Here is a 21,731-nt window from a genome sequence, read left to right on the forward strand (position 1 = left end):
GGGTCAGACCATGACGCCTTCCTTGTGCAGGAACGAGACCGGGTTGATCGCGGAACCGTAGTTCGGCGTGGTCCGTATCTCGAAGTGCACGTGCGGGCCGCTGGAGTTACCGGTGTTGCCGGAGAGGGCGATCTTCTCGCCCGTCTTCACGGTCTGGCCGATGTGCACATCGATCCGCGACAGGTGGGCGTACTGCGAGTACGTGCCGTTGCCGTGGCTGATCACGATGGCGTTGCCGTACGCGGGACCGTCGCCGCCACCGTTCGGGCCGGCCTTCACGACGGTGCCGCTGTGCGCGGCCTCGACCTTGGTGCCGATCGGCACGGCGAAGTCCTGGCCGGAGTGCTTGTGGGCCCAGCGGGCGCCGTCGTTGCCGAAGCACGCGCTCAGCACGTAGTGGCGCACCGGGGTCTCCCAGGCGGCAATCTTCTTCACGGCCGCCTTCTTGGCCACCTTCTTGGCCGCCGCATGTTCGGCCTTGGCCACCTTGGCCATCTTGGCCTGCACAGCCGCCTGCTCGGCGACCGAGTCGGCCGCGCCGGTGCTGATCAGGTTCGCGGTGTCGGGGGCACCCGTCGTGCCGGCCGCGATCGCAGCGCCCACGCCGAGAACCATCGACGTCCCCAGGCCGGCTGCCACCACGGCGCCACGGACACGGGACAGGGACGGGCGACGGGAGTGCTGGAACGAAACGCGCTTCGACATAAGCGGAGAACCTCCGGAGATGACTGGACCCGACGCTTCCGCCGGGCTGGCCGTTCCTTGGTAACCCGAGCCGCCACCGGTGCACAAACACCCCATCTACGAATAAAAGCCGTAGCCGAGGCCTCGGGAATTCGCCTGCGCCGGTTTCGCACGCCCCGCTTCCGGACTCGTCGAAACTCTTTTTTCGGGCAGGTTTAACCCCAGTTCAATACCGATCAAACCGGACTAAACATGGCGATCCAGGCTTCTCTCCTTCCGGCCTGGAAAGCCCCTCCCCACGCAGGGGCAAAGGTCCCTGCCGCGACCACGGCGCTTTCCCCTATCGCCCGTAGTAGGCCCCGAACGGGCTGTGCGCCTTGTCACCGCCGGTGGGACCAAAGACCGTCCGATTCGGGACCTTCGGCCTGCAACCTGACTCCGCCGACACGGCGACCGGCTCAGCTCCCGGGGGAACAGGCCATGGCCAGTGACGCCGCAGGTACCAGCGACATGGACGGCATCGAGCTCGCCGATGCCGTCGAGTCGATCCGCAACCAGCTCATCGACGCCGCGGGCCGCGCCACCGGCCGCCCCGTGGCCTTCGAGGGCGGCGACATCCAGATGGAGTTCACCCTCGAACTCCGCAAGGAGATCGAGGGCGGCACCGAGGTGAAGGCCTGAGTGGCCGACGCGGGCGCCGACGCGTCCCGTACGACCGGCCGCACCCACAAGGTCGCGTTCACCCTGAAACCACGCGATGCCACGACCGGCGAGCCCTGGCGGATCGACCACGAGGACGAGGGCCGCACGGCGCACTCCGGCCGCGGGGCGGCGTAGCCGCGAGCAGTGCGCCGCCCACGGCTCCCGAGTCGCCCACGGCGCGTACGGTCGTCGTCCTCGGCCCCGGGGCCGTCCAGGGCAGCGGCGCCCTGCTCACCGACCGGCTCGTGCTGACCTGCGCCCATGTGGAGGAGTACGCGGCCGCGCTCGGTGCCGCGTACCGGCGTACGAAGAACTTCGGGCTGGACGAGCTGGGCCGGCGCGATTCCGAGTGAGATCTGGACACCGCGTATCTGAGCCTGGAGGCGCAGCGGAACCCCGGCGGACCGGCTTCGCTGGTTCTCCGGTCGCCCGAGCCGACCGGCGCGCCCCGCAGCCGGCCGCGCTCAACGGCCACTCATCGGCGGCGAAGGCCTCGATGTGCGCCACAGACGACAGCACCGCGGGCACGGCGGCACGGCGGCACCCGCGGGCACGGCGGCACAGCGGCACAGCGGCACGGCGGCACGACGGCACGACAAAAGGGGCTGCCCCGGACCGTTTCTCACGGTTCCGGGGCAGCCCCTTCAGATGCTCAGCCGCTCGGGCGCGTCCTTACACGTCCTTCGACATGTTCGGGCCTGCGCCGCCTGCCGCCTGCTCGATCGGGGGGACGTCGGGCAGCGCCGACTTCTCCTCGCCGCGGAAGGTGAACTTCTTCTCCTCACCCTCGCCCTCGGTGCCGACGACCACGATATGACCGGGGCGCAGCTCACCGAAGAGGATCTTCTCGGAGAGGATGTCCTCGATCTCGCGCTGGATCGTCCGGCGCAGCGGCCGGGCGCCCATCACGGGGTCGTAGCCCTTCTTCGCCAGGAGCGACTTGGCTTCCGAGCTGAGCTCGATGCCCATGTCGCGGTCCTTCAGGCGCTCGTCCACCTTGGCCAGCATGAGGTCGACGATCTGGATGATGTCTTCCTCGGTGAGCTGGTGGAAGACGACCGTGTCGTCGACACGGTTGAGGAACTCGGGCCGGAAGTGCTGCTTGAGCTCTTCGTTGACCTTGACCTTCATCCGCTCGTAGTTCGTCTTGACGTCACCCTGGGCGGCGAAGCCCAGGTTGAAGCCCTTCGAGATGTCCCGGGTCCCGAGGTTGGTCGTCATGATGATGACCGTGTTCTTGAAGTCCACGACCCGGCCCTGGGAGTCGGTCAGACGACCGTCTTCCAGAATCTGGAGCAGGGAATTGAAGATATCGGGGTGGGCCTTCTCGACCTCGTCGAAGAGGACGACGGAGAACGGCTTGCGGCGCACCTTCTCGGTGAGCTGGCCGCCCTCTTCGTAACCCACGTAGCCGGGGGGAGAACCGAAGAGGCGGGAAACCGTGTGCTTCTCGCTGAACTCCGACATGTCGAGGGCGATCAGCGCGTCCTCGTCGCCGAAGAGGAACTCGGCGAGCGTCTTGGAGAGCTCCGTCTTACCGACACCGGACGGACCGGCGAAGATGAACGAGCCACCGGGGCGCTTCGGGTCCTTCAGACCGGCTCGCGTCCGGCGGATCGCCTGCGAGAGGGCCTTGATGGCGTCCTTCTGGCCGATGACGCGCTTGTGGAGCTCGTCCTCCATGCGCAGCAGACGGGAGGACTCCTCCTCCGTCAGCTTGAAGACCGGGATGCCGGTCGCGGTGGCCAGGACTTCGGCGATCAGCTCGCCGTCGACCTCGGCCACGACGTCCATGTCGCCGGCCTTCCACTCCTTCTCGCGCTTGGTCTTCGCGGCGAGAAGCTGCTTCTCCTTGTCGCGCAGGGACGCGGCCTTCTCGAAGTCCTGCGAGTCGATCGCGGACTCCTTGTCGCGGCGGACGCCTGCGATCTTCTCGTCGAACTCGCGGAGGTCCGGCGGCGCGGTCATCCGGCGGATTCGCATCCGGGAACCGGCCTCGTCGATCAGGTCGATCGCCTTGTCCGGCAGGAAGCGGTCCGAGATGTACCGGTCCGCCAGCGTCGCGGCCTGGACCAGCGCCTCGTCCGTGATGGAGACGCGGTGATGGGCCTCGTAGCGGTCGCGCAGACCCTTGAGGATCTCGATGGTGTGCGGCAGCGACGGCTCCGCGACCTGGATGGGCTGGAAGCGGCGCTCGAGAGCGGCGTCCTTCTCCAGGTGCTTGCGGTACTCGTCGAGCGTCGTGGCACCGATGGTCTGCAGCTCGCCGCGGGCCAGCATGGGCTTGAGAATGCTGGCGGCGTCGATCGCGCCCTCGGCGGCGCCCGCACCCACCAGGGTGTGGAGCTCGTCGATGAACAGGATGATGTCGCCGCGGGTGCGGATCTCCTTGAGGACCTTCTTCAGGCGCTCCTCGAAGTCACCGCGGTAGCGGGAGCCGGCGACCAGCGCACCGAGGTCGAGGGTGTAGAGGTGCTTGTCCTTGAGGGTCTCGGGCACCTCGCCCTTGACGATGGCCTGCGCCAGTCCTTCGACGACCGCCGTCTTGCCGACGCCGGGCTCGCCGATGAGAACCGGGTTGTTCTTGGTACGGCGGGACAGCACCTGCATGACCCGCTCGATCTCCTTCTCGCGCCCGATGACCGGGTCGAGCTTGGATTCGCGAGCGGCCTGGGTGAGATTCCGGCCGAACTGGTCGAGCACCAGGGATGTGGAGGGCGTGCCTTCCGCGGGGCCGCCCGCGGTTGCCGCCTCCTTGCCGCCCGAGTAGCCGGAGAGCAGCTGGATGACCTGCTGCCGCACCCGGTTCAGGTCGGCGCCCAGCTTCACGAGGACCTGGGCTGCGACGCCCTCGCCCTCGCGGATCAGGCCGAGCAGGATGTGCTCGGTGCCGATGTAGTTGTGGCCGAGCTGGAGGGCCTCGCGGAGCGACAGCTCCAGGACCTTCTTGGCCCGGGGCGTGAAGGGGATGTGCCCGGACGGGGCCTGCTGGCCCTGGCCGATGATCTCCTCCACCTGCTGGCGGACCGCCTCGAGCGAAATCCCGAGGCTCTCCAGGGCCTTAGCGGCGACACCCTCACCCTCGTGGATAAGGCCCAGGAGGATGTGCTCGGTGCCGATGTAGTTGTGGTTGAGCATCCGGGCTTCTTCCTGAGCCAGGACGACAACCCGCCGCGCGCGGTCGGTGAACCTCTCGAACATCGTTAATCGCTCCTCAGAGCGGTCAGGCAGTAAGGGGTCGGTCCCCTCCCTGTCCTTCCGCAGCTTAGTCCCGCAAGCGGGGACCGCTCATTCCAACTGCCGACACCGTCCTTGGCCTCCTGCCCCGAACGCCGACATCTGCTCCAACCCGATGGTGCGAGACGATGTTCCCGCAGGCCAGGCAGATACCCCTTTCGCCAGTACGCCGATGGCGAACGCGAGATGCCCGAGCCTGCGTGTCGCCCCTCCCCACTAGGGATGTCTTACCCGCAATTACAGACAGTCCATGCGGCGCACGCCGGTTCCCTCCGCTACGGGCGAACATCTTCGCGCTCCCGAATACGTCTCTACGCCCCCATCCCGGACACAGCGGGCACCCGCATGCGGACTCTGCGTAACTCTTGGGGCGGCTCGGCCGTTCTTCTGACATGGCCATCACCGTCCCTCCTCTCCTGCCGTCGCTCGCCGACGAGCGGGAAGGTCACGCCGAGTGCACGCGGTGGGCGCAGTGGTACGAGCGCGAGCTCGGCTGGGCAACGGAGGGCACCACGCCGGTGCCGCGGTTGCTGACCGGTCTGCGGTTCGACGTCCTGGAGGTACCTGCGGCCGCCGGCCATGCGGCGCTGCGGCGGGTGGGCCGCACCGGACCGGTGGCGCTGACGGGCACGCGGATGAGCCTGCTGGTGGCAGCGGGAAGCACCGACGAGCTGCCCGGGCTGCTCGACTGGCTGGAGTGGGGCGGGGTCGCCCTCTCACTGACCGCCATCGGTACGGGCGGTCGGATCACTGCACCGACGCCGCCCGGTCGGGTGGCGGGCCGGTCGGGGGCCGCCGTATGGCTGCGGCCCCCCGGGCTGCGGCACGAGGGAGAGCCGGAGCTCCCGGCCCTGGTCGGCCTCGGGAGCAGGGGTGGGGATGCTCCCGATCTCGTACGGCTCGTGGACGCGGTGGCGACGGAATGCCACCGGGCCCGGTTGATGCGCGCCCGAACGGGGCGGTCGACCGATGAGTCGACAGCTCAGCCGTTGGCCTTCTCGTAAGCCTCACGGATCTCCGCGGGAACACGGCCGCGGTCATTCACATTGTGGCCGTTCTCGCGCGCCCACTTACGGATCTCCGCGGTGTCCTTGTTGCCACCCGTAACGGCGCGGCCCTTGCCGCGGCCGGCCGCTGCACGGCCGCCCGTACGCCGGCCACCCTTGGTGTACGGCTCAAGAAGACCACGGAGCTTGTCCGCGTTGGTCGTGGTGAGGTCAATCTCGTACGTCTTGCCATCCAGCGCGAACGTGACTGTCTCGTCCGCCTCGCCGCCGTCGAGGTCATCGACAAGAAGGACCTGAACCTTCTGTGCCACCGGATTTCCTTTCATCGAAAATGCAGTACGCGGAAAGGAAACCGCTTTTCCCCGGAAAACACAAACCCCCGGGAGAGGTTCAGGATCCCGAGAAGACGGGAAACATGCGCGATTCGGACATAGGGCTACGGCTTCTTGTGGCGGTCACAGGTGCAGAAGCATCCGACTGTTGCCCAAGGTGTTCGGCTTCACTCGTTCGAGACCCAGGAACTCTGCTACACCCTCGTCATAGGAACGCAGCAGCTCGCTGTAGACATCTCCGTCGACCGGTGTCTCTCCGATCTCGACGAAGCCGTGCTTCGCGAAGAAGTCGACTTCGAAGGTGAGACAGAAAACCCGCCGTACGCCCAGCCAACGGGCGGTCTGCAACAACTTGTCCAGGACTTGATGTCCGACTCCGGCACCCTTGATGCTGTGATCGACCGCGAGAGTACGCACTTCGGCGAGGTCTTCCCACATCACATGCAGTGCGCCGCAGCCGATGACCCGGGCGTCCTCGTCGCGTTCTGCGATCCAGAACTCCTGGATGTCCTCGTAAAGCGTCACCGTTGCTTTGTCGAGCAGGATGCCTTCACGCACGTACCCGTCGAGGAGACCGCGGACCGATGCCACATCGCTGGTCCTGGCACGGCGGACGGTGATGGCCACGTTTATAACCGACGGTTCGGTACGGAAATCGGTATGCGGAAGCTCTGAGGACATAGCCAGACGCTATCGCCCGGTCTCCTGGCCCGCGTCATCGGCCGGATCTTCGGCCAGATCTTCGGCCGGATCTTCGGTTGCTTCTCCGGCCGGTTCATCAGCCGGTTCATCGACCGCTTCATCGTGCAGGTTGGGCAGAACGATCCGCATGGCGTCCTGGAGGGCCTCGCGCTGCTCGGCGGACATCATGCCGAAGAAGGCGACAAGAGCGGCGGCGGGGTTGTCGCTGTGCGACCAGGCTTCGTTCATCAGCGCGGCCGAGTAGGCGGCGCGGGTGGAGACCGCCGTATATCGATATGCGCGGCCGTCGACTTCCCTGCGCACCCAGCCCTTCTGATGGAGATTGTCCATTACCGTCATGACGGTGGTGTAGGCGATGGAGCGTTCCCGCTGAAGGTCCTCAAGGACTTCTCGCACGGTGACCGGACGGTTCCATTGCCAGACCCGCGTCATCACGGCGTCTTCCAGATCTCCCAATTGGCGGGGCACAATGTCACTTTAGTGCCAGATGCCGGGAATGCTCGGCTATTTACGCAGCAAAAGGGCGCACGACTCTTGACAAGTCATGCGCCCTTCGTGTGCTGCGAGGTACCGGAGAATCAGACGCCGTCGGTACGCGGCGCCTGCTGGACCGACTCGGCGCGGCCGATCGCCATGTCCACGGCCGCGTCCTCCTTGGCCTTGTTGGGACCGCCCTGGCTCTTGACGATCGTCACGACGAGGCCGATGAAGAAGGCGGCCATCACCACGGGGGGCACAAGCGCGGATACGTAGTCCATGGCGTCCAGAGTAGCGAGGCCGGTACGGACTTCCGCGCACCCCCTCCGCGTTGCGGCGCGGCTATCCCGCGGCCCACTGCTGCGGTGGCGGGACCGGGCGGCGCGGCGGGAAGACCTCTGAGGGCTTCGGCGCCGGGCGCTCGGACGGCGGGGCCGGCCGGGGCGGAGCCTCCGGGGTCTTCGGCCGTTCGGGTTCGGCGTCGGCCGCCCGGCCGCCGGGCAGGGCAAGAAGCCTGCTGCGGGGCGCGGGGGCCGTTGCCGGCGCGGCACGTCCGGCGAGGCGGGCTCGCACCGACCGCTCCGCGAGCATCTGGCAGCGCTCCAGGAGCGCCGCGGCCACCGGTCTGTGGCGCAGGGCGCGCAGCGCGGCGAGGTCATCGGGACGGGGGTCGTATCCGCCCGCCAGGGCGTCCTGGAGAAGCTCCAGATAGCCGCTGACGGAGCCGGGGAGGGCGTTGCGGTAGCGGACGAGGTCGGCGAGGAGGAACGTGCGCAGCCGTCCCGCCTCGCCGACCGCCTCGTCCACGGCGCCCGCCAGCCGCAGGCAGTCCTGGACGTCCTCGTCGGGCAGGGGCGTGGGGTGAAGGGCGTTGGCGAGGACGCGTCGGAGCACACGCAGCTCGTCCGCGCTGAACGCCATACCGCCGCGTGATCCGTAAGGCGTGGGCATGACGCGACAATACGTGCTAAATGGACAAAATCGGCTTAACTGGCAGTCGGCGGCGCGGCGGCTGCCCCTGTTCCGCCGAACCGTTCCCGCAGGTACGCCCCGTATCCGCTACATCCGGGACACATTCCGCTCGTACACCAGACGCAGACCGATGAGGGTGAGCCAGGGCTCGTGCTCGTCGATGACGGAGGACTCGCCCAACACCATCGGCGCAAGGCCGCCCGTCGCGATGACGGTGACGTCGTCGGGGTCGGCCGCCAGTTCCTTCTTCATCCGTGCGACGACACCGTCGACCTGTCCCGCGAAGCCGTAGATGATGCCGGACTGCATCGCCTCGACGGTGTTCTTGCCGATCACGCTGCGCGGCCGGGCCAGCTCGATCTTGCGGAGCTGGGCGCCCTTGACGCCCAGCGCCTCGACCGAGATCTCGATGCCGGGGGCGATGACACCGCCGGTGTACTCACCGCGGGTGGAGACCGCGTCGAAGGTGGTGGCCGTGCCGAAGTCGACGACGATCGCCGGACCGCCGTACAGGTCGACTGCGGCGACCGCGTTGATGATGCGGTCCGCGCCGACCTCCTTCGGGTTGTCCATCAGGATCGGCACCCCGGTCTTGATGCCCGGCTCGACGAGGACGGCGGGAACGTCGCCGTAGTAGCGGCGGGTCACCTCGCGCAGCTCGTGCAGGACGGCCGGGACCGTGGAGCAGATCGCGATGCCCTCGATGCCGTCGCCCAGCTCCTCGCCGAGCAGCGGGTGCATGCCCATCAGACCCTGGAGCAGCACCGCGAGCTCGTCCGCGGTGCGGCGGGCGTCGGTGGAGATCCGCCAGTGCTCGACGATCTCCTCACCGTCGAACAGGCCGAGGACGGTGTGGGTGTTGCCGACATCGATGGTGAGCAGCATCAGACCCCGGCCCCGTCGGTGGCGCGGAAGTCCAGGCCGATGTCGAGGATCGGCGAGGAGTGGGTGAGCGCGCCGACGGCCAGGTAGTCGACGCCCGCTTCCGCGTAGGCGCGTGCGGTGTCGAGGGAGAGCCGGCCGGAGGACTCCAGGACCGCGCGGCCGCCGACCAGGGCGACCGCCTCGGCCGTCTGCAGCGGGGTGAAGTTGTCCAGCAGGATCAGGTCGGCGCCCGCGTCGAGGACCTCGCGGACCTGCTGCAGGGTGTCGACCTCGACCTCGATCGGTACGTCCGGGAACTCATCCCGTACCCGCTTGAAGGCCTCGGCCACGCCGCCCGCCGCGACGACGTGGTTGTCCTTGACCAGCGCCGCGTCCGACAGCGACATGCGGTGGTTGACGCCGCCGCCGCAGCGCACCGCGTACTTCTCCATGGCGCGCAGGCCCGGGGTGGTCTTGCGGGTGTCGCGGACCTTGGCCTTCGTGCCTTCGAGCACATCGGCCCAGGCGCGGGTGGCGGTCGCGATGCCGGAGAGCCTGCACAACAGGTTGAGTGCGCTGCGCTCGCCGGTGAGCAGGTCGCGGGTGCGGGTGGTGACGGTCAGCAGCTTCTGCCCGGGGGCGACGCGGTCGCCGTCCTCGACATGGCGCTCGACCGCGAACTCGTCCGTGCAGACGATGGACAGGACGGCCTCGGCGACACGCAGACCGGCCACGACGCCCGCCTCACGGGCGGTGAAGTCACCGGTGGCCACGGCGTCCTCGGAGACGGTCGCGACGGTGGTGACGTCGACACCGCCGTCGAGGTCCTCCTCGATGGCGACGTGCGCGACGTCCTCGACCTGCACCGGGTCCAGGCCCGCGTCGGCGAGGAGCTGGGCGAGGGCGGGGTCGAGGCCGCACTCCAGGGGGTCGAGCTCGTAGAACTCGTCCCCGCCGCAGCCGCAGCCGTCACCGCAGCCGCCCGCGGACGGGGCGGGCGCGCCGATCTGGATCAGCGGTACGTCCACGGGTGTGGGGCGCGGATTCTCTTCGGGCGTGCTCACGGTTACGGCTCCTCGGTGACGTCGGCGGGCTGAATCGGGGGTGCTGCTGCTGCGCAGTCTGGTGCCTGCGCCGGGCGTACGGGCCCGAATGCCTCGGTCTCCGTCCGACGGAGGACCGGTTGACGCTCCGGGGTGAGCCGGACGACGAGGTGGCGGCGCCAGTTCTCGTCGTCGCGCTCGGGCCGGTCCTCGCGCCAGTGGCAGCCGCGGGTCTCCTCGCGCAGGCGGGCGGCGGCGACCAGGACGCGCGAGACGAGGAGCAGGTTGGTGGCCTCCCACGCCTCGACGCCGGGCACCGCGACCTTGGGCTCGGCGGCCCCGGCGGCCTCGGCAGCACTGTTGTGCAGGGCCTCCAGCTCCTCGGCGGCGACGGCCAGACTCTCGGCGGAGCGGAGGACTCCGGCGCCCCGGGTCATGATCCGCTGGATCGTGCCGCGTGTCTCTGGGGCGAGCAGCGGCGAAGGGGCGGGAAGGGTGCCGGTTGTCGCGGCGCCCGCGCTGGGCCGGTCCTCGACGATGTCCGCCGCGATGCTCTCGGCGAAGACGAGGCCCTCCAGGAGGGAGTTGGACGCCAGCCGGTTCGCGCCGTGCACGCCGGTGCAGGCGACCTCGCCGCAGGCGTACAGGCCGGGCACGGTCGTACGTCCCCGCAGGTCGGTGCGGATGCCGCCGGAGGCGTAGTGCGCGGCGGGGGCGACCGGTATGGGTTCGGTGATCGGGTCGATGCCGTGGGCGCGGCAGGCCGCCAGGATCGTGGGGAAGCGCTGTTCCCACATCTCGGCACCGAAGTGGCGGGCGTCGAGATACATGTGCTCGGTGCCGTGCAGCTTCATCTGGCGCGTGATGGCCTTGGCGACGATGTCGCGCGGGGCCAGTTCCGCCAGTTCGTGCTGCCCGGCCATGAAGCGCGTACCGGACGCGTCGACGAGATGGGCACCTTCGCCCCGTACCGCTTCCGACACGAGGGGCTGCTGGCCTTCGGAGTCGGCGCCGAGGAAGAGGACGGTCGGGTGGAACTGGACGAATTCGAGGTCGGAGACCTCCGCACCGGCCCGCAGTGCCAGGGCCACGCCGTCGCCGGTGGAGACCGGCGGGTTGGTGGTGGCGGAGAAGACCTGGCCCATGCCGCCGGTGGCGAGGACCACCGCGGGAGCACGGACCGCGCCGACGCCGTCGTGCTGGCCCTCGCCCATGACGTGCAGGGTGACGCCCGCGGTACGGCCTTCGTCGTCGGTCAGGAGATCCAGGACGAGGGCGTTCTCGACGGTGTGCAGGGCGGCTTCGCGGACCGCTTCGACCAGGGCGCGGGAGATCTCGGCACCCGTCGCGTCGCCGCCCGCGTGGGCGATACGGCGGCGGTGGTGGCCGCCCTCGCGGGTCAGCGCGATGTCGCCGCTGTCCGTGGTGTCGAAGTGGGCGCCGGTCTCGATCAGCCGGCGTACGGCGTCGGGGCCCTCGGTGACCAGGGTCCGCACCGCGGCCTCGTCGCACAGGCCCGCGCCCGCGACCAGGGTGTCGTCCAGATGCTGCTCGGGGGTGTCGCCCTCGCCGAGGGCTGCCGCGATGCCGCCCTGCGCCCAGCGGGTGGAGCCGTCGTCGAGGCGGGCCTTGGTGACGACGACGGTGGCAAGGCCCGCGGCCGCGCAGCGCAGCGCAGTGGTGAGACCGGCCACGCCGGAGCCGACCACCACGACGTCGGCGTCGATGGACCAGCCGGGGGCGGGGGCGGTCAGCCGTATTCCGGTCACGTGGTGGCTCCGAAGGTCAGCGGGATGTTGTCGATGAGGCGGGTCTTGCCGACCTTCGCGGCGATGGCGAGGATCGCGTCACCGGTGGTGCGGTCGTCGGGGATCTCGGTGAAGTCGGCCGGGTCCACGAGCGCGAGGTAGTCCAGGGCGAGCGGCGGCTGTTCGGCGGCCGCGTCGTCGAGGATCAACTGCGCCGCGGCGCGTACCGCCACGGGTCCGTCCACGGGGCGGGCCAGCGCCACCGCCTGGGTGTCGGCGGCCGCGCGGGTCTCGCCGAGCGCGGTGAGCGCGGCTGCCCTGCCGGTGGTCGCCGCGGTGGTCTGCGCGCGGGCGTGCAGCGCCTGCTGGGCGGCGAGCCTGTCCCACGCCGCGAACAGGGCCCGGGACAGGGCGAGGGCGGTGTGCCGTTCCTCGGCGTCCAGGAAGCGGTTGCGGCTGGAGAGCGCGAGGCCGTCCGGTTCGCGGGCCGTCTCCACGCCGACGATCTCCACGGGGAAGTTCAGATCGCGCACCATGCGGCGGATCAGCGCCAGCTGCTGGGCGTCCTTCTGCCCGTAGAACGCGACGTCGGGGCGGGTGAGGTGGAGGAGCTTGGCAACGACGGTGAGCATCCCGTCGAAGTGCCCGGGACGCGAGGCCCCTTCGAGCCGCTCGCCCATGGGGCCCGCCGAGATCCGGACCTGCGGTTCGCCACCGGGGTAGACCTCGTCGACGGACGGCGCGAAGACCGCGTCCGCCCCTGCGGCGCCGGCCACGGCGAGATCGGCGTCGAGGGTACGGGGGTAGCGCTCCAGGTCGGCTGCCTCGCCGAACTGGAGCGGGTTGACGAAGACGGTGACGACGACCTGGCCGTCCGGGCCCGCGGCCGCGCGTGCGGTGCGGATCAGGGTGGCGTGGCCCTCGTGCAGCGCACCCATGGTCATGACGACGGCCCGCTGCCCCTTGAGGGGGGCGAACGCGGCGAGTTCGGCGGCCGTACGGAGAAGGGTGGCCGCAGGGGCGGTGCCGGGCGGGGCGGCGGGGTGGGGCGTGCCGGGCGTGCGGGTGGTGCCGGGCGTGCCGGGCCTGCCGGTCCTGTTTGTCATCGGGGCTCCTGTGATCCGGTGCCGCCCGTGGTGCCGGCACCATCGGCCAGGACTCCGAGCAGGTCCTCGGCCAGCTCCGGCTTGAGCATGCCGTGGGCGAGTGCGCGGTCGGCGGTGGCGCGGGCCATCGCGACATAGCCGGCCACGGCCTGCGGAGCGTGCCTGCGCAGCTCGCCGATGTGCGCGGCAACCGTGCCGGCGTCACCGCGGGCCACGGGGCCGGTCAGGGCGGCGTCGCCGGAGCGCAGGGCGTTGTCGAGCGCGGCACCGAGGAGGGGGCCGAGCATCCGGTCGGGGGCGGCGACCCCGGCGGTACGCAGCAGCTCCATCGACTGGGCGACCAGGGTGACCAGGTGGTTCGCGCCGAGGGCGAGCGCCGCGTGGTAGAGCGGGCGGGACTCCTCCGCGATCCATTCGGGCTCGCCGCCCATCTCGATGACCAGCGCCTCGGCGGCGAGCCGCAGCTCCTCGGGGGCGGTCACGCCGAAGGAGCAGCCGGCCAGCCGCTGGACGTCGACGGAGGTGCCGGTGAACGTCATCGCCGGGTGCAGGGCGAGCGGCAGGGCGCCGGCCCGCCGAGCCGGGTCCAGCACCTTCGTCCCGTACCGCCCCGACGTGTGGACGATCAGCTGTCCCGGCCGCACCGCGCCGGTCTCGGCAAGGCCCTCGACCAGGCCGGGCAGGGCGTCGTCGGGGACGGTCAGCAGCACCAGCTCGGCGCGTGCGAGGACCTCGGCGGGCGGCACCAGCGGTACGTCGGGGAGCAGGGCGGCGGCCCTGCGCACGGACGCGTCGGAGACGCCCGACACGGCTACCGGTCGGTGCCCGGCGAGCTGCAGGGACGCGGCGAGAGCGGGGCCGACGCGGCCCGCGCCCACGACGCCGACCGTGAGGCGGGCGGGGCGGTCCCTCGCGTCGAGGGGCTCTTTGGGGGCTGTTGCATTCACGCGGCGGTGGCCTTCCGTTCCAGTCCGCGGGGGGTACCGGACGATTTCTCTGCATGCTACGCCAGCGTTTCGTCCAGACTCCTGGCTGTCCACAGCCTGTGGGAAAAGTCCGGCGGGGGCTCGGCCCGGGCCCGGGTGGGCCCGGGAATTGTGTGGGCCCGAGCTGCGCTCTGCGTGATGATCGTCCCATGGCAGACAGGGCAGACACGGATGAGCAGGCACGACAGCGGCAGCGGCAGGACGGGGCGCGGAGCGGCGCGAAGGGGCCGGAGCGGTTGGAGCAGTCGGAGCAGTCGGAGCAGTCGCAGGAGGATGCGCAGCGTCTGCGCAGGCTGAACGCCTGGCACGCGGCTGAGCGGGCCCTGATCAGGCCGCCCATGAACCTCCCGCTCGGCGAACGGCTGGCCGCGCTGGCGGCCGGGGCCGGGTCGGTCACCGATCTCGACCGCCCCGCGGACATCTACGGCGACGGCGTCGTCGCCGAGCTGGAGAAACGGATCGCGGACCTGCTGGGCATGGAGGCCGCCGCGTTCTTCCCGACGGGAACGATGGCGCAGCAGGTCGCGCTGCGGTGCTGGGCCGGGCGGACCGGCAATTCCACGGTGGCGCTGCATCCCCTGGCCCACCCCGAGGTGCACGAGCGCGGCGCGCTCGAGGCGGTGAGCGGGCTGCGTACCGTCCATCCGACGTCCGAGCCCCGGCTGCCCACGGCGCAGGAGATCCGTGACTTCGCCGAGCCGTTCGGCACGATGATGCTGGAGCTGCCGTTGCGCGATGCCGGTTTCGTCCTGCCGACGTGGGAGGAGCTGGAGGCCGTGGTGGCGGCCGCGCGGGAACGGGATGCAGTGGTGCACGTCGACGGCGCGCGGCTGTGGGAGTGCGCCCCCCACTTCGGGCGGAAGCTGCCGGAGATCACGGCGCTCGCGGACAGTGTGTACGTGTCGTTCTACAAGACGCTCGGCGGAATCTCCGGGGCCGCGCTGGCCGGTCCCGAGTCGCTGATCGAGGAGGCCCGCACCTGGCGCCACCGGTACGGCGGGCAGCTCTTCCAGCAGTTCCCTGCGGCGCTCGCCGCCCTGATCGGCCTGGAGCAGGAGCTGCCGCAGCTGTCTTCGTACGTGGCACAGGCGAAGGTGGTGGCCGGGGCGCTGGCCGAGGGCTTCTCGGCGGCGGACGTCGGTTGGTTCCGGGTGCATCCGGAACCGCCGCACACGCACCAGTTCCAGGTGTGGCTGCCGTACGAGGCGGACGTCCTGACGGAGGCGTCGGTGCGGCAGGCGGAGGAGACGGGCGTGGTGCTCTTCCGTAAATGGCACCCGGCGGCTGCCGGGCCGCCCGGGGTGTCGTTCACCGAGGTCACGGTGGGGCGGGAAGGGCTGGAGTGGACGGCGGGGGATGTGCGCGGGGCTGTGCGGGAGTTCGTGCAGCGGTTGGCGTGACGGGGGTTCGCCGGGCCGGCCCGGGGCCGGCCACGTTCGCCCCGGGCCCCCACGCGGACCGTTCCGTCCTCAAACGCCGGACGGGCTGGAGTTGCCACACCGGCCAGGAATGCCGGACCGATCGGGAGTGCCGGACCGGCTGGTGCGGTGGCGTCGGGTGAACAGGGCCCGCAGCGCCGTCCGCCAACGGCGGCGCGCCGGGCGGCCCGCGATCACCGCGTCGAAGCGGCGTCGGTCGCGTGCCTCGCGCACCACCCCCCAGTCGTGCCGGCCCGGCAGCGGCGGCGGCAATTCGCCCCGCTGAGCTGCGCGATAGCTGTCGATCATGTGCTGCTGAATGGCGTCCATGACCTCAGCGTGGGCCGGTCCCGGCTCGTCCGGCCCGTCGATTGACGACCACCGTCAAATGGCGCGTGGCCTTCTGCGCGCACCCCGCACTATGGAGGGGTGAGCGTGCACATCGACATCGCAGGGCTGGCGCCCGAGCGCATCGTTTTCGAGACCTCTCCCCTCGCCGAGCTGGGGCTGGCCCTGCACGCCCTCTCCGAGCCGGGGCACCACCCGGGCCTCCACGGCTGGGCGACGGCCACCACCAGCGCGCTGGAGCCCGATCTCGCCGACCGGCTGCATGAAGCCGAGTTCCTCTGGCGCAACACGTTCTCGGACATCTTCATGCCGTTCGCCGGTGTCCGTGGCGGCAACGGCAGGACGGGGGCGAACCTCGCCGAGGACCTGGACATCCTCGACCGGCTGGACGACGACCGGTTCGTCTCCGCCGCCCTGGAGTTCACCTGCAACAGCCTGTACGGGATCGGCGCGCCCTCCCCGCTCAGCGACGCGACGATGCGCGCCCGCGCCCTGGACATGGCGGCGACGCGCGGCCCGCAGCAGCTGGAGTTCACCAAGCAGCTGCTGGCCGACCCCGTCTCCGTACGCCGCTGGGTCCGGCGCCTGTTCGAGGACTGCGACCAGGCGTTCTTCGCCGACACCTGGCGGCGGGTGCAGGTCCAGCTGGTCGCCGACGCCCGGCACAAGACGGATCTGCTGCGGCGCAAGGGTCTCGACGAGGCGATGGGCGCGGTGTCCCCGGCGCTGTCGCTCGACGAGGCCGGGACCCGGATCAGCGCCGACAAGCTGACCGAGGGCCGGACCAACGCGGCCGACCCCGCCGCCGGCCCCGGGCTCACCCTCATCCCGTCCACCTTCGGCTGGCCGCACCTGATGGTGCTGCACGCGCCGGGCTGGCGCCCGGTGATCCACTACCCGGTGCACCGCCCCGAGCTCCCCTCCCCCGCCTCCGTGGAGCTGCTCCAGCTACGCATGGAGGCGCTGGCCCACCCGATGCGGATGCGCCTGTGCCGCAACCTCGCCCGTTCCCCGTACACGACCGGTGAACTCGCCGATTCGCACAGCATCACGCCGCCCGAGGTCTCCCGACATCTCACGGTGCTGAAGAAGGCGGGCCTGGTCACCACCCGGCGGCGCGGCCGGTACGTGCTGCACCAGCTGGACCTGACCGTGGTGGCGCGGCTCGGCAGCGACTTCCTGGAGGGCATCCTGCGCTGAGCCGCGGCCGGTTCAGTCGAAGCGGATGTGCTTGATCCCCGTCCAGATACGCCGCACCCGGTGCCGCAGCGCGCTGTCCCTGTCCGGCAGCACGGTCAGCCCCGCCGATCCGGCGATCCGGTCGGCGACCTGCGGGATCGTCAGCCGGTCGGTGGCGATGTGTTCGGCGAACTCCGGCGCCGCGAGCCGCTCAAGGCAGTGATCCAGCTTCGCCACGGCGAAACTCTCCCGCTTCAGCCCGCGCCCGAGCCCGCGTTCGGTCAGCCGGCGCAGCACCGTGGCCCGCTCGGCGAGCAGCGCGAAGTGGTGCACCGTGTGCCCGTCGTCGCGCAGCCGCCCGATGATCTCGGCGAAGTAGCCGGGGTCGACGAGCGTCATCGGGACGATCACCGGCCCCGGATGACCCCGCAACGCCAGTTCCAGCACCTCGCGTACGCCGTCGCGCCAGGCCGTCAGATCCTGGAAGTCACCGCGCAGTCCGGGCGGCAGCATCCGGTGCAGCCCAAACCCGACGTGCTCGGGGTCGCAGACCACACTGCCGGGCAGCCGCCGGTTCAGCTCGTACGCCGTGTGTGTCTTGCCGCCGCCGAACGGCCCGTTGATCCAGAGCAGCGCTCCCACGGGTCAGCCCGCCCCGCCCCCGCCGGCCCTGACCAGCCCCGTCTCGTATGCGAGGACGACGACCTGCACCCGGTCCCGCAGGCTCAGCTTGGTCAGGATGCGGCCCACGTGCGTCTTCACGGTCGCCTCGGAGAGCACCAGACGGGCCGCGATCTCGCCGTTCGACAGGCCCTGCGCGACCAGCAGCATCACTTCGCGTTCGCGTTCGGTGAGCTTGCCGATGCCCTTGTGCTGCGGTTCGCTGTTGCCGCTCGGCAGCATCGGTGAGAAACGGTCGAGCAGCCGGCGGGTGGTGGACGGGGCGACGACGGCGTCGCCGCTGTGCACGGAGCGGATGGCGGCGAGCAGTTCGGCGGGCGGCACGTCCTTGAGCATGAAGCCGCTGGCCCCGGCCTTCAGCCCGGAGAAGGCGTACTCGTCGAGGTCGAACGTGGTCAGGATGAGCACCTTGGGCGCATCCGGCTGCGCGCAGATGCGATGGGTGGCCTCGACGCCGTCCAGCCTCGGCATACGCACGTCCATCAGCACCACATCGACGGCGGTGGAGCGCAGGTTCTCGATCGCCTCCGCGCCGTCACCGGCCTCGGCCACGACCTCCATGTCCGGCTGGGCGGCGAGCACCATCCGGAAGCCGGTGCGCAGCAGCACCTGGTCGTCGACGAGCATCACGCGGATCGCCATGAGGGGTCCTGTCTCCTGTCTGTCCTGCTCTGTTCTATCTGTCTGTCTGTCCTGCAGAAAGTCCGAAGTCTGTCCGAAGATCTAGTGGGCCGGCTTGAGCGGCAGCAGTGCGCTGATCCGGAACCCGCCGCCGGGCCGCGGCCCGGCGTCCAGCGTGCCGCCGACCATGCCGACCCGCTCGCGCATACCGATCATTCCGTGGCCCGCGCCGTCGGCGCCGCCGTCCTCGTACAGCTCGTGCGCCGCGCCCCGCCCGTCGTCCTCGACCAGCAGCCCGAGCCCGTCGTCGAAGTAGACCAGCCGCACACTCGCCCCGGCGTCCGGACCGCCGTGCTTACGGGTGTTGGTCAGGGCCTCCTGCACGATGCGGTACGCGGTCAGCTCGACCCCGCTGGGCAGCGGGCGAGGTGTGCCCTCGATCTTGAAGTCGACGGCCAGTCCGGTCTGCCTGACCTGCTCGATGAGGTCCTCGATCTGCTCGACGTCGGGCTGCGGGACGTACTCCCCGCTCTCCTTCACGTCACCGGTCCGCAGCACCCCGAGCAGCCGCCGCATCTCGGCGAGGGCCTGCCTGCCGGTGCTGGAGATGGTCTCCAGGGCCTGCCGGGCCTGGTCGGGGGCCGCGTCCATGACGTACGCCGCACCGTCGGCCTGCACCACCATCACCGAGACGTTGTGCGCGACGACATCGTGGAGTTCGCGGGCGATACGGGCCCGCTCGGCGGCCACCGCGACCTTCGACTGCGCCTCGCGCTCCCGCTCCAGCCGGGCCGCGCGCTCCTCCAGCTGGCTGAAGTAGGCGCGCCGGGTCCGCATCGAGTCGCCGAGCACCCAGGCGAGCACGAACGGCACGGTCATGACGATGACGACGAAGACCTGTTCGGGCCAGCTGCTCCGTGGTGCGTCCTGCTGCCAGCGCAGCTGGGAGAGACCCGCCGCGCTCAGGCTGCAGACCAGCGCGAGCCTGGACGCCCAGCGCTCCCCGACGGTGGCCACGGTGAAGGTGATCACCAGCATGGCGAAGTTCGCGATGTTCGGTCCGACGCCGGACACGAGTTGCGCGACGCCCAGCGCCACGGCGAGCAGCAGCATCTTCTCGGGCGCTCGTCGGCGCAGTGCGACGACAAGACAGAGGCCGATGACGATCGGCACGGCCGCGATGCGCTCCATGCTGGTCCGGCCGGCGTGGTCAGCCGCCATCTGCACGCCGGAGAGCCCGAGGAGGAAGACAGCCCAGAAGCTGTCGACGCCCGTCGGGTGTCTGCGGATGAAGTCGTAGAGGCGCTGCACGTAACCCAGCGTAGGGACAGGCGGTAGGTGCATGGGTCAGCCGAAGGGTCGATCCAGCTGCAGGGACCGTACTCCCCAAGGTGGAGACTTGGAAACGTGACGGATGAGTGGCGTGGGTGGCAGGAGGCGGCAGAGACCGCTTTGTACGGAGACGGGGGGTTCTACCGGAGCCTCGAAGGACCCGCGGGCCACTTCCGTACCTCTGTCCACGTATCCCCGCTGTTCGCCTCCGCCGTCGCCCGGCTGCTGGTCACGACGGCACGGGAGCTCGGCACCGGCTCGGTCGACCTGGTGGACCTGGGGGCGGGGCGGGGAGAACTGCTGACGGGGGTGCTGGCGGAGCTGCCGGCCGTGGGCGCCGACGGTCTCGCCGTAAGGGCGTACGCCGTGGAGATCGCCGCCCGGCCGGCCGGTCTGGACCCCCGGATCGAATGGTGCGCCGAACCGCCGCCGGGGACGCATGGTCTGCTGTTCGCCAACGAGTGGCTGGACAACGTCCCGACCGACGTCGCCGAGACGGACGCGGACGGCGTCGACCGGTATGTCCTCGTCCGGACGGCGGACGGTACGGAACGGCTGGGCGAGCCGGTGACCGGGGCCGACGCCGAGTGGCTGCGCCGCTGGTGGCCGTCGGCCGGACCGGGCAGCCGCGCGGAGATCGGCCGCCCGCGCGACGAGGCCTGGGCACGGGCGGTGTCCACACTGGCCGGGGGGCTCGCGGTGGCGGTGGACTACGCCCACGTACGGGAGGCGCGGCCGCCCTTCGGCACGCTGACCGGTTTCCGGTCCGGCCGCGAGGTGCGGCCGGTGCCGGACGGCAGCTGCGACCTCACCTCGCATGTGGCGCTGGACGCGTGCGCGGCGGCGGTGGACGCCGGGGCCGGCGCACCGCCCGAGGTGCTGACGCAGCGCGAGGCGCTGCGCCACCTCGGCATCAACGGCGAGCGCCCACCGCTGGCCCTGGCGTCGACCGACCCGGCCGGATACGTACGGGCCCTCGCCTCGGCAGGCGAGGCAGCGGAACTGACGGCCCGGGGCGGCCTGGGCGACTTCGGCTGGCTGATGCAACGGCGGGGCTGAAGAACCGGCCCCGCCGGCGATCGAGGCGCAGGGCCCGGGGCAGTGCCCCGGACGTTCAGGGAATACTGGCCGTATGACGGAGACGACAGTCGGCATCGGCGGCGCAGCGGAGAGCACCGACATGGTGCTCAACATCGGCCCCCAGCACCCCTCCACCCACGGCGTGCTCCGTCTGCGCATCGTCCTCGACGGCGAACGCATCCAGCACGCCGAACCGGTCATCGGCTACATGCACCGCGGCGCGGAGAAGCTGTTCGAGGCCCGCGACTACCGGCAGATCGTGATGCTCGCCAACCGCCACGACTGGCTGTCGGCGTTCTCCAACGAGCTGGGCGTCGTGATGGCCGTCGAGCGCATGCTCGGCATGGAGGTCCCGGAGCGCGCGGTCTGGACGCGCACCCTGCTCGCCGAGCTGAACCGGGTCCTGAACCATCTGATGTTCCTCGGTTCGTACCCGCTCGAACTCGGTGGGATCACCCCGGTGTTCTACGCCTTCCGCGAGCGCGAGGAGCTCCAGGCCGTGATGGAGGAGGCATCCGGCGGCCGGATGCACTACATGTTCAACCGGGTCGGAGGCCTCAAGGAGGACCTCCCCGCGGGCTGGCTCGGCCGCGCCAGGGACGCCATCGCCTCGGTCCGCTCCCGGATGGACGTGTACGACGACCTGGTGCTCGGCAACGAGATCTTCCGGGGCCGTACCCGCGGTGTGGGCGTGCTGTCCGCCGAGACCGTGCACGCCTACGGGGTGTCCGGGCCGATCGCCCGCGCCTCGGGGGTCGACTTCGATCTGCGGCGCGACGAGCCGTATCTCGCGTACGGGGAGCTCCAGGACACCCTCAAGGTCGTCACCCGGACCGATGGCGACTGCCTGGCCCGCTTCGAGTGCCTGCTGGAGCAGACGCACAACGCCCTGGATCTGGCGGACGCCTGCCTGGACCGGATGGCCGGTCTGGCGCCCGGTCCGATCAACCAGCGGCTGCCCAAGGTGCTGAAGGCCCCCGAGGGCCACACGTACGCCTGGACCGAGAACCCGCTCGGCATCAACGGCTACTACCTGGTGTCCAAGGGCGAGAAGACCCCGTACCGGCTGAAGCTCCGCTCCGCCTCGTACAACAACATCCAGGCGCTCACCGAGCTGCTGCCGGGCACGCTGGTCGCCGACATGGTGGCGATCCTGGGCTCGCTCTTCTTCGTCGTCGGCGACATCGACAAGTAGGCGCGCTGCGCAGCAGG

The 21,731-nt window shown here is 70.6% G+C and carries 23 protein-coding genes; 7 read left to right on the plus strand and 16 right to left on the minus strand.

Features of this window, described 5'->3' with window-relative positions; genetic code table 11:
• Positions 1 to 3: 3 nt before the first annotated feature.
• The gene (locus ACGFU7_RS35310) at positions 4 to 705 is read right to left on the minus strand and encodes a M23 family metallopeptidase (protein ID WP_393701459.1); all 702 of its coding nucleotides are present in this window, start codon (positions 703 to 705) and stop codon (positions 4 to 6) included.
• A 459-nt stretch (positions 706 to 1,164) separates the two neighbouring features.
• Here ACGFU7_RS35310 and ACGFU7_RS35315 point away from each other — a divergent pair, with 459 nt between their 5' ends.
• A complete protein-coding gene (locus tag ACGFU7_RS35315; RefSeq protein ID WP_393701460.1) occupies positions 1,165 to 1,365 on the plus strand; it encodes a trypco2 family protein in 201 nt (66 codons plus the stop codon).
• On the plus strand, positions 1,366 to 1,521 hold the full coding sequence (locus ACGFU7_RS35320; protein WP_393701462.1) for a hypothetical protein: 156 nt from the start codon (positions 1,366 to 1,368) through the stop codon (positions 1,519 to 1,521).
• A 537-nt stretch (positions 1,522 to 2,058) separates the two neighbouring features.
• Here ACGFU7_RS35320 and ACGFU7_RS35325 read toward each other — a convergent pair.
• Positions 2,059 to 4,587 (minus strand): ATP-dependent Clp protease ATP-binding subunit, encoded by a 2,529-nt coding sequence (locus tag ACGFU7_RS35325; protein WP_327368166.1) that lies wholly within the window; start codon positions 4,585 to 4,587, stop codon positions 2,059 to 2,061.
• 428 nt (positions 4,588 to 5,015) lie between these two features.
• Here ACGFU7_RS35325 and ACGFU7_RS35330 point away from each other — a divergent pair, with 428 nt between their 5' ends.
• Positions 5,016 to 5,627, plus strand: a complete 612-nt coding sequence (locus ACGFU7_RS35330; RefSeq protein WP_393701463.1) for an SCO3374 family protein — start codon at positions 5,016 to 5,018, stop codon at positions 5,625 to 5,627.
• On the opposite strand, the gene ACGFU7_RS35335 is transcribed toward ACGFU7_RS35330, so the two are convergent.
• The 10 genes from ACGFU7_RS35335 to ACGFU7_RS35380 form a co-directional block, all read right to left on the minus strand.
• Positions 5,606 to 5,941 carry an Lsr2 family protein gene (locus tag ACGFU7_RS35335; protein ID WP_327368168.1) on the minus strand — a complete coding sequence of 112 codons (336 nt, stop codon included), beginning with the start codon at positions 5,939 to 5,941 and terminating at the stop codon, positions 5,606 to 5,608. The genes ACGFU7_RS35330 and ACGFU7_RS35335 overlap by 22 nt on opposite strands.
• A 144-nt stretch (positions 5,942 to 6,085) precedes the next feature.
• Complete coding sequence (locus ACGFU7_RS35340) at positions 6,086 to 6,643, minus strand: amino-acid N-acetyltransferase (RefSeq protein ID WP_393701465.1); 558 nt, start codon at positions 6,641 to 6,643, stop codon at positions 6,086 to 6,088.
• A gap of 9 nt (positions 6,644 to 6,652) precedes the next feature.
• On the minus strand, positions 6,653 to 7,132 hold the full coding sequence (locus ACGFU7_RS35345) for a BlaI/MecI/CopY family transcriptional regulator (protein ID WP_393701466.1): 480 nt from the start codon (positions 7,130 to 7,132) through the stop codon (positions 6,653 to 6,655).
• 110 nt (positions 7,133 to 7,242) lie between these two features.
• Positions 7,243 to 7,422 carry a hypothetical protein gene (locus tag ACGFU7_RS35350; RefSeq protein ID WP_327274509.1) on the minus strand — a complete coding sequence of 60 codons (180 nt, stop codon included), beginning with the start codon at positions 7,420 to 7,422 and terminating at the stop codon, positions 7,243 to 7,245.
• Between the two features lie 61 nt (positions 7,423 to 7,483).
• On the minus strand, positions 7,484 to 8,062 hold the full coding sequence (locus tag ACGFU7_RS35355) for a hypothetical protein (RefSeq protein ID WP_393701544.1): 579 nt from the start codon (positions 8,060 to 8,062) through the stop codon (positions 7,484 to 7,486).
• A 138-nt stretch (positions 8,063 to 8,200) separates the two neighbouring features.
• Complete coding sequence (locus ACGFU7_RS35360; RefSeq protein ID WP_393701468.1) at positions 8,201 to 8,998, minus strand: type III pantothenate kinase; 798 nt, start codon at positions 8,996 to 8,998, stop codon at positions 8,201 to 8,203.
• Positions 8,998 to 10,041: a carboxylating nicotinate-nucleotide diphosphorylase gene (gene nadC, locus ACGFU7_RS35365; protein WP_393701469.1), complete on the minus strand. Its 1,044-nt coding sequence runs from the start codon at positions 10,039 to 10,041 to the stop codon at positions 8,998 to 9,000. The genes ACGFU7_RS35360 and nadC overlap by 1 nt, the downstream gene beginning before the upstream one ends.
• Before the next feature lie 2 nt (positions 10,042 to 10,043).
• Entirely contained in the window at positions 10,044 to 11,789 is a 1,746-nt protein-coding gene (locus tag ACGFU7_RS35370; RefSeq protein ID WP_393701471.1) for an L-aspartate oxidase, read from the minus strand.
• Entirely contained in the window at positions 11,786 to 12,874 is a 1,089-nt protein-coding gene (panC, locus tag ACGFU7_RS35375; RefSeq protein ID WP_393701473.1) for a pantoate--beta-alanine ligase, read from the minus strand. The genes ACGFU7_RS35370 and panC overlap by 4 nt, the downstream gene beginning before the upstream one ends.
• On the minus strand, positions 12,871 to 13,821 hold the full coding sequence (locus ACGFU7_RS35380) for a Rossmann-like and DUF2520 domain-containing protein (RefSeq protein WP_393701474.1): 951 nt from the start codon (positions 13,819 to 13,821) through the stop codon (positions 12,871 to 12,873). The genes panC and ACGFU7_RS35380 overlap by 4 nt, the downstream gene beginning before the upstream one ends.
• Positions 13,822 to 14,009: 188 nt before the next feature.
• Between ACGFU7_RS35380 and ACGFU7_RS35385 the strand changes: the two genes are divergently transcribed.
• Positions 14,010 to 15,260, plus strand: a complete 1,251-nt coding sequence (locus ACGFU7_RS35385) for a threonine aldolase family protein (RefSeq protein ID WP_393701476.1) — start codon at positions 14,010 to 14,012, stop codon at positions 15,258 to 15,260.
• Between the two features lie 69 nt (positions 15,261 to 15,329).
• Here the strand turns inward: ACGFU7_RS35385 and ACGFU7_RS35390 are convergent, their stop codons facing one another.
• Positions 15,330 to 15,608, minus strand: a complete 279-nt coding sequence (locus tag ACGFU7_RS35390) for a hypothetical protein (RefSeq protein WP_393701477.1) — start codon at positions 15,606 to 15,608, stop codon at positions 15,330 to 15,332.
• Between the two features lie 105 nt (positions 15,609 to 15,713).
• On the opposite strand from ACGFU7_RS35390, the gene ACGFU7_RS35395 reads away from it, so the two are divergent.
• Positions 15,714 to 16,826 (plus strand): DUF5937 family protein, encoded by a 1,113-nt coding sequence (locus tag ACGFU7_RS35395; protein ID WP_393701546.1) that lies wholly within the window; start codon positions 15,714 to 15,716, stop codon positions 16,824 to 16,826.
• Between the two features lie 12 nt (positions 16,827 to 16,838).
• On the opposite strand, the gene ACGFU7_RS35400 is transcribed toward ACGFU7_RS35395, so the two are convergent.
• From ACGFU7_RS35400 to ACGFU7_RS35410, 3 genes are all read right to left on the minus strand, one after another.
• Entirely contained in the window at positions 16,839 to 17,447 is a 609-nt protein-coding gene (locus tag ACGFU7_RS35400; RefSeq protein ID WP_393701478.1) for an AAA family ATPase, read from the minus strand.
• Between the two features lie 3 nt (positions 17,448 to 17,450).
• Positions 17,451 to 18,128, minus strand: coding sequence for a response regulator (locus ACGFU7_RS35405; RefSeq protein WP_393701479.1), 678 nt, complete (start codon positions 18,126 to 18,128; stop codon positions 17,451 to 17,453).
• 81 nt (positions 18,129 to 18,209) lie between these two features.
• On the minus strand, positions 18,210 to 19,418 hold the full coding sequence (locus ACGFU7_RS35410; RefSeq protein ID WP_393701481.1) for a sensor histidine kinase: 1,209 nt from the start codon (positions 19,416 to 19,418) through the stop codon (positions 18,210 to 18,212).
• Between the two features lie 96 nt (positions 19,419 to 19,514).
• On the opposite strand from ACGFU7_RS35410, the gene ACGFU7_RS35415 reads away from it, so the two are divergent.
• Both ACGFU7_RS35415 and ACGFU7_RS35420 read left to right on the plus strand, forming a co-directional pair.
• Entirely contained in the window at positions 19,515 to 20,498 is a 984-nt protein-coding gene (locus tag ACGFU7_RS35415; protein ID WP_393701483.1) for an SAM-dependent methyltransferase, read from the plus strand.
• 73 nt (positions 20,499 to 20,571) lie between these two features.
• Positions 20,572 to 21,714, plus strand: a complete 1,143-nt coding sequence (locus ACGFU7_RS35420) for an NADH-quinone oxidoreductase subunit D (RefSeq protein WP_393701485.1) — start codon at positions 20,572 to 20,574, stop codon at positions 21,712 to 21,714.
• Positions 21,715 to 21,731: the final 17 nt, after the last annotated feature.

The organism is Streptomyces sp. NPDC048473, from assembly GCF_043200155.1.
GTDB lineage: Bacteria > Actinomycetota > Actinomycetes > Streptomycetales > Streptomycetaceae > Streptomyces.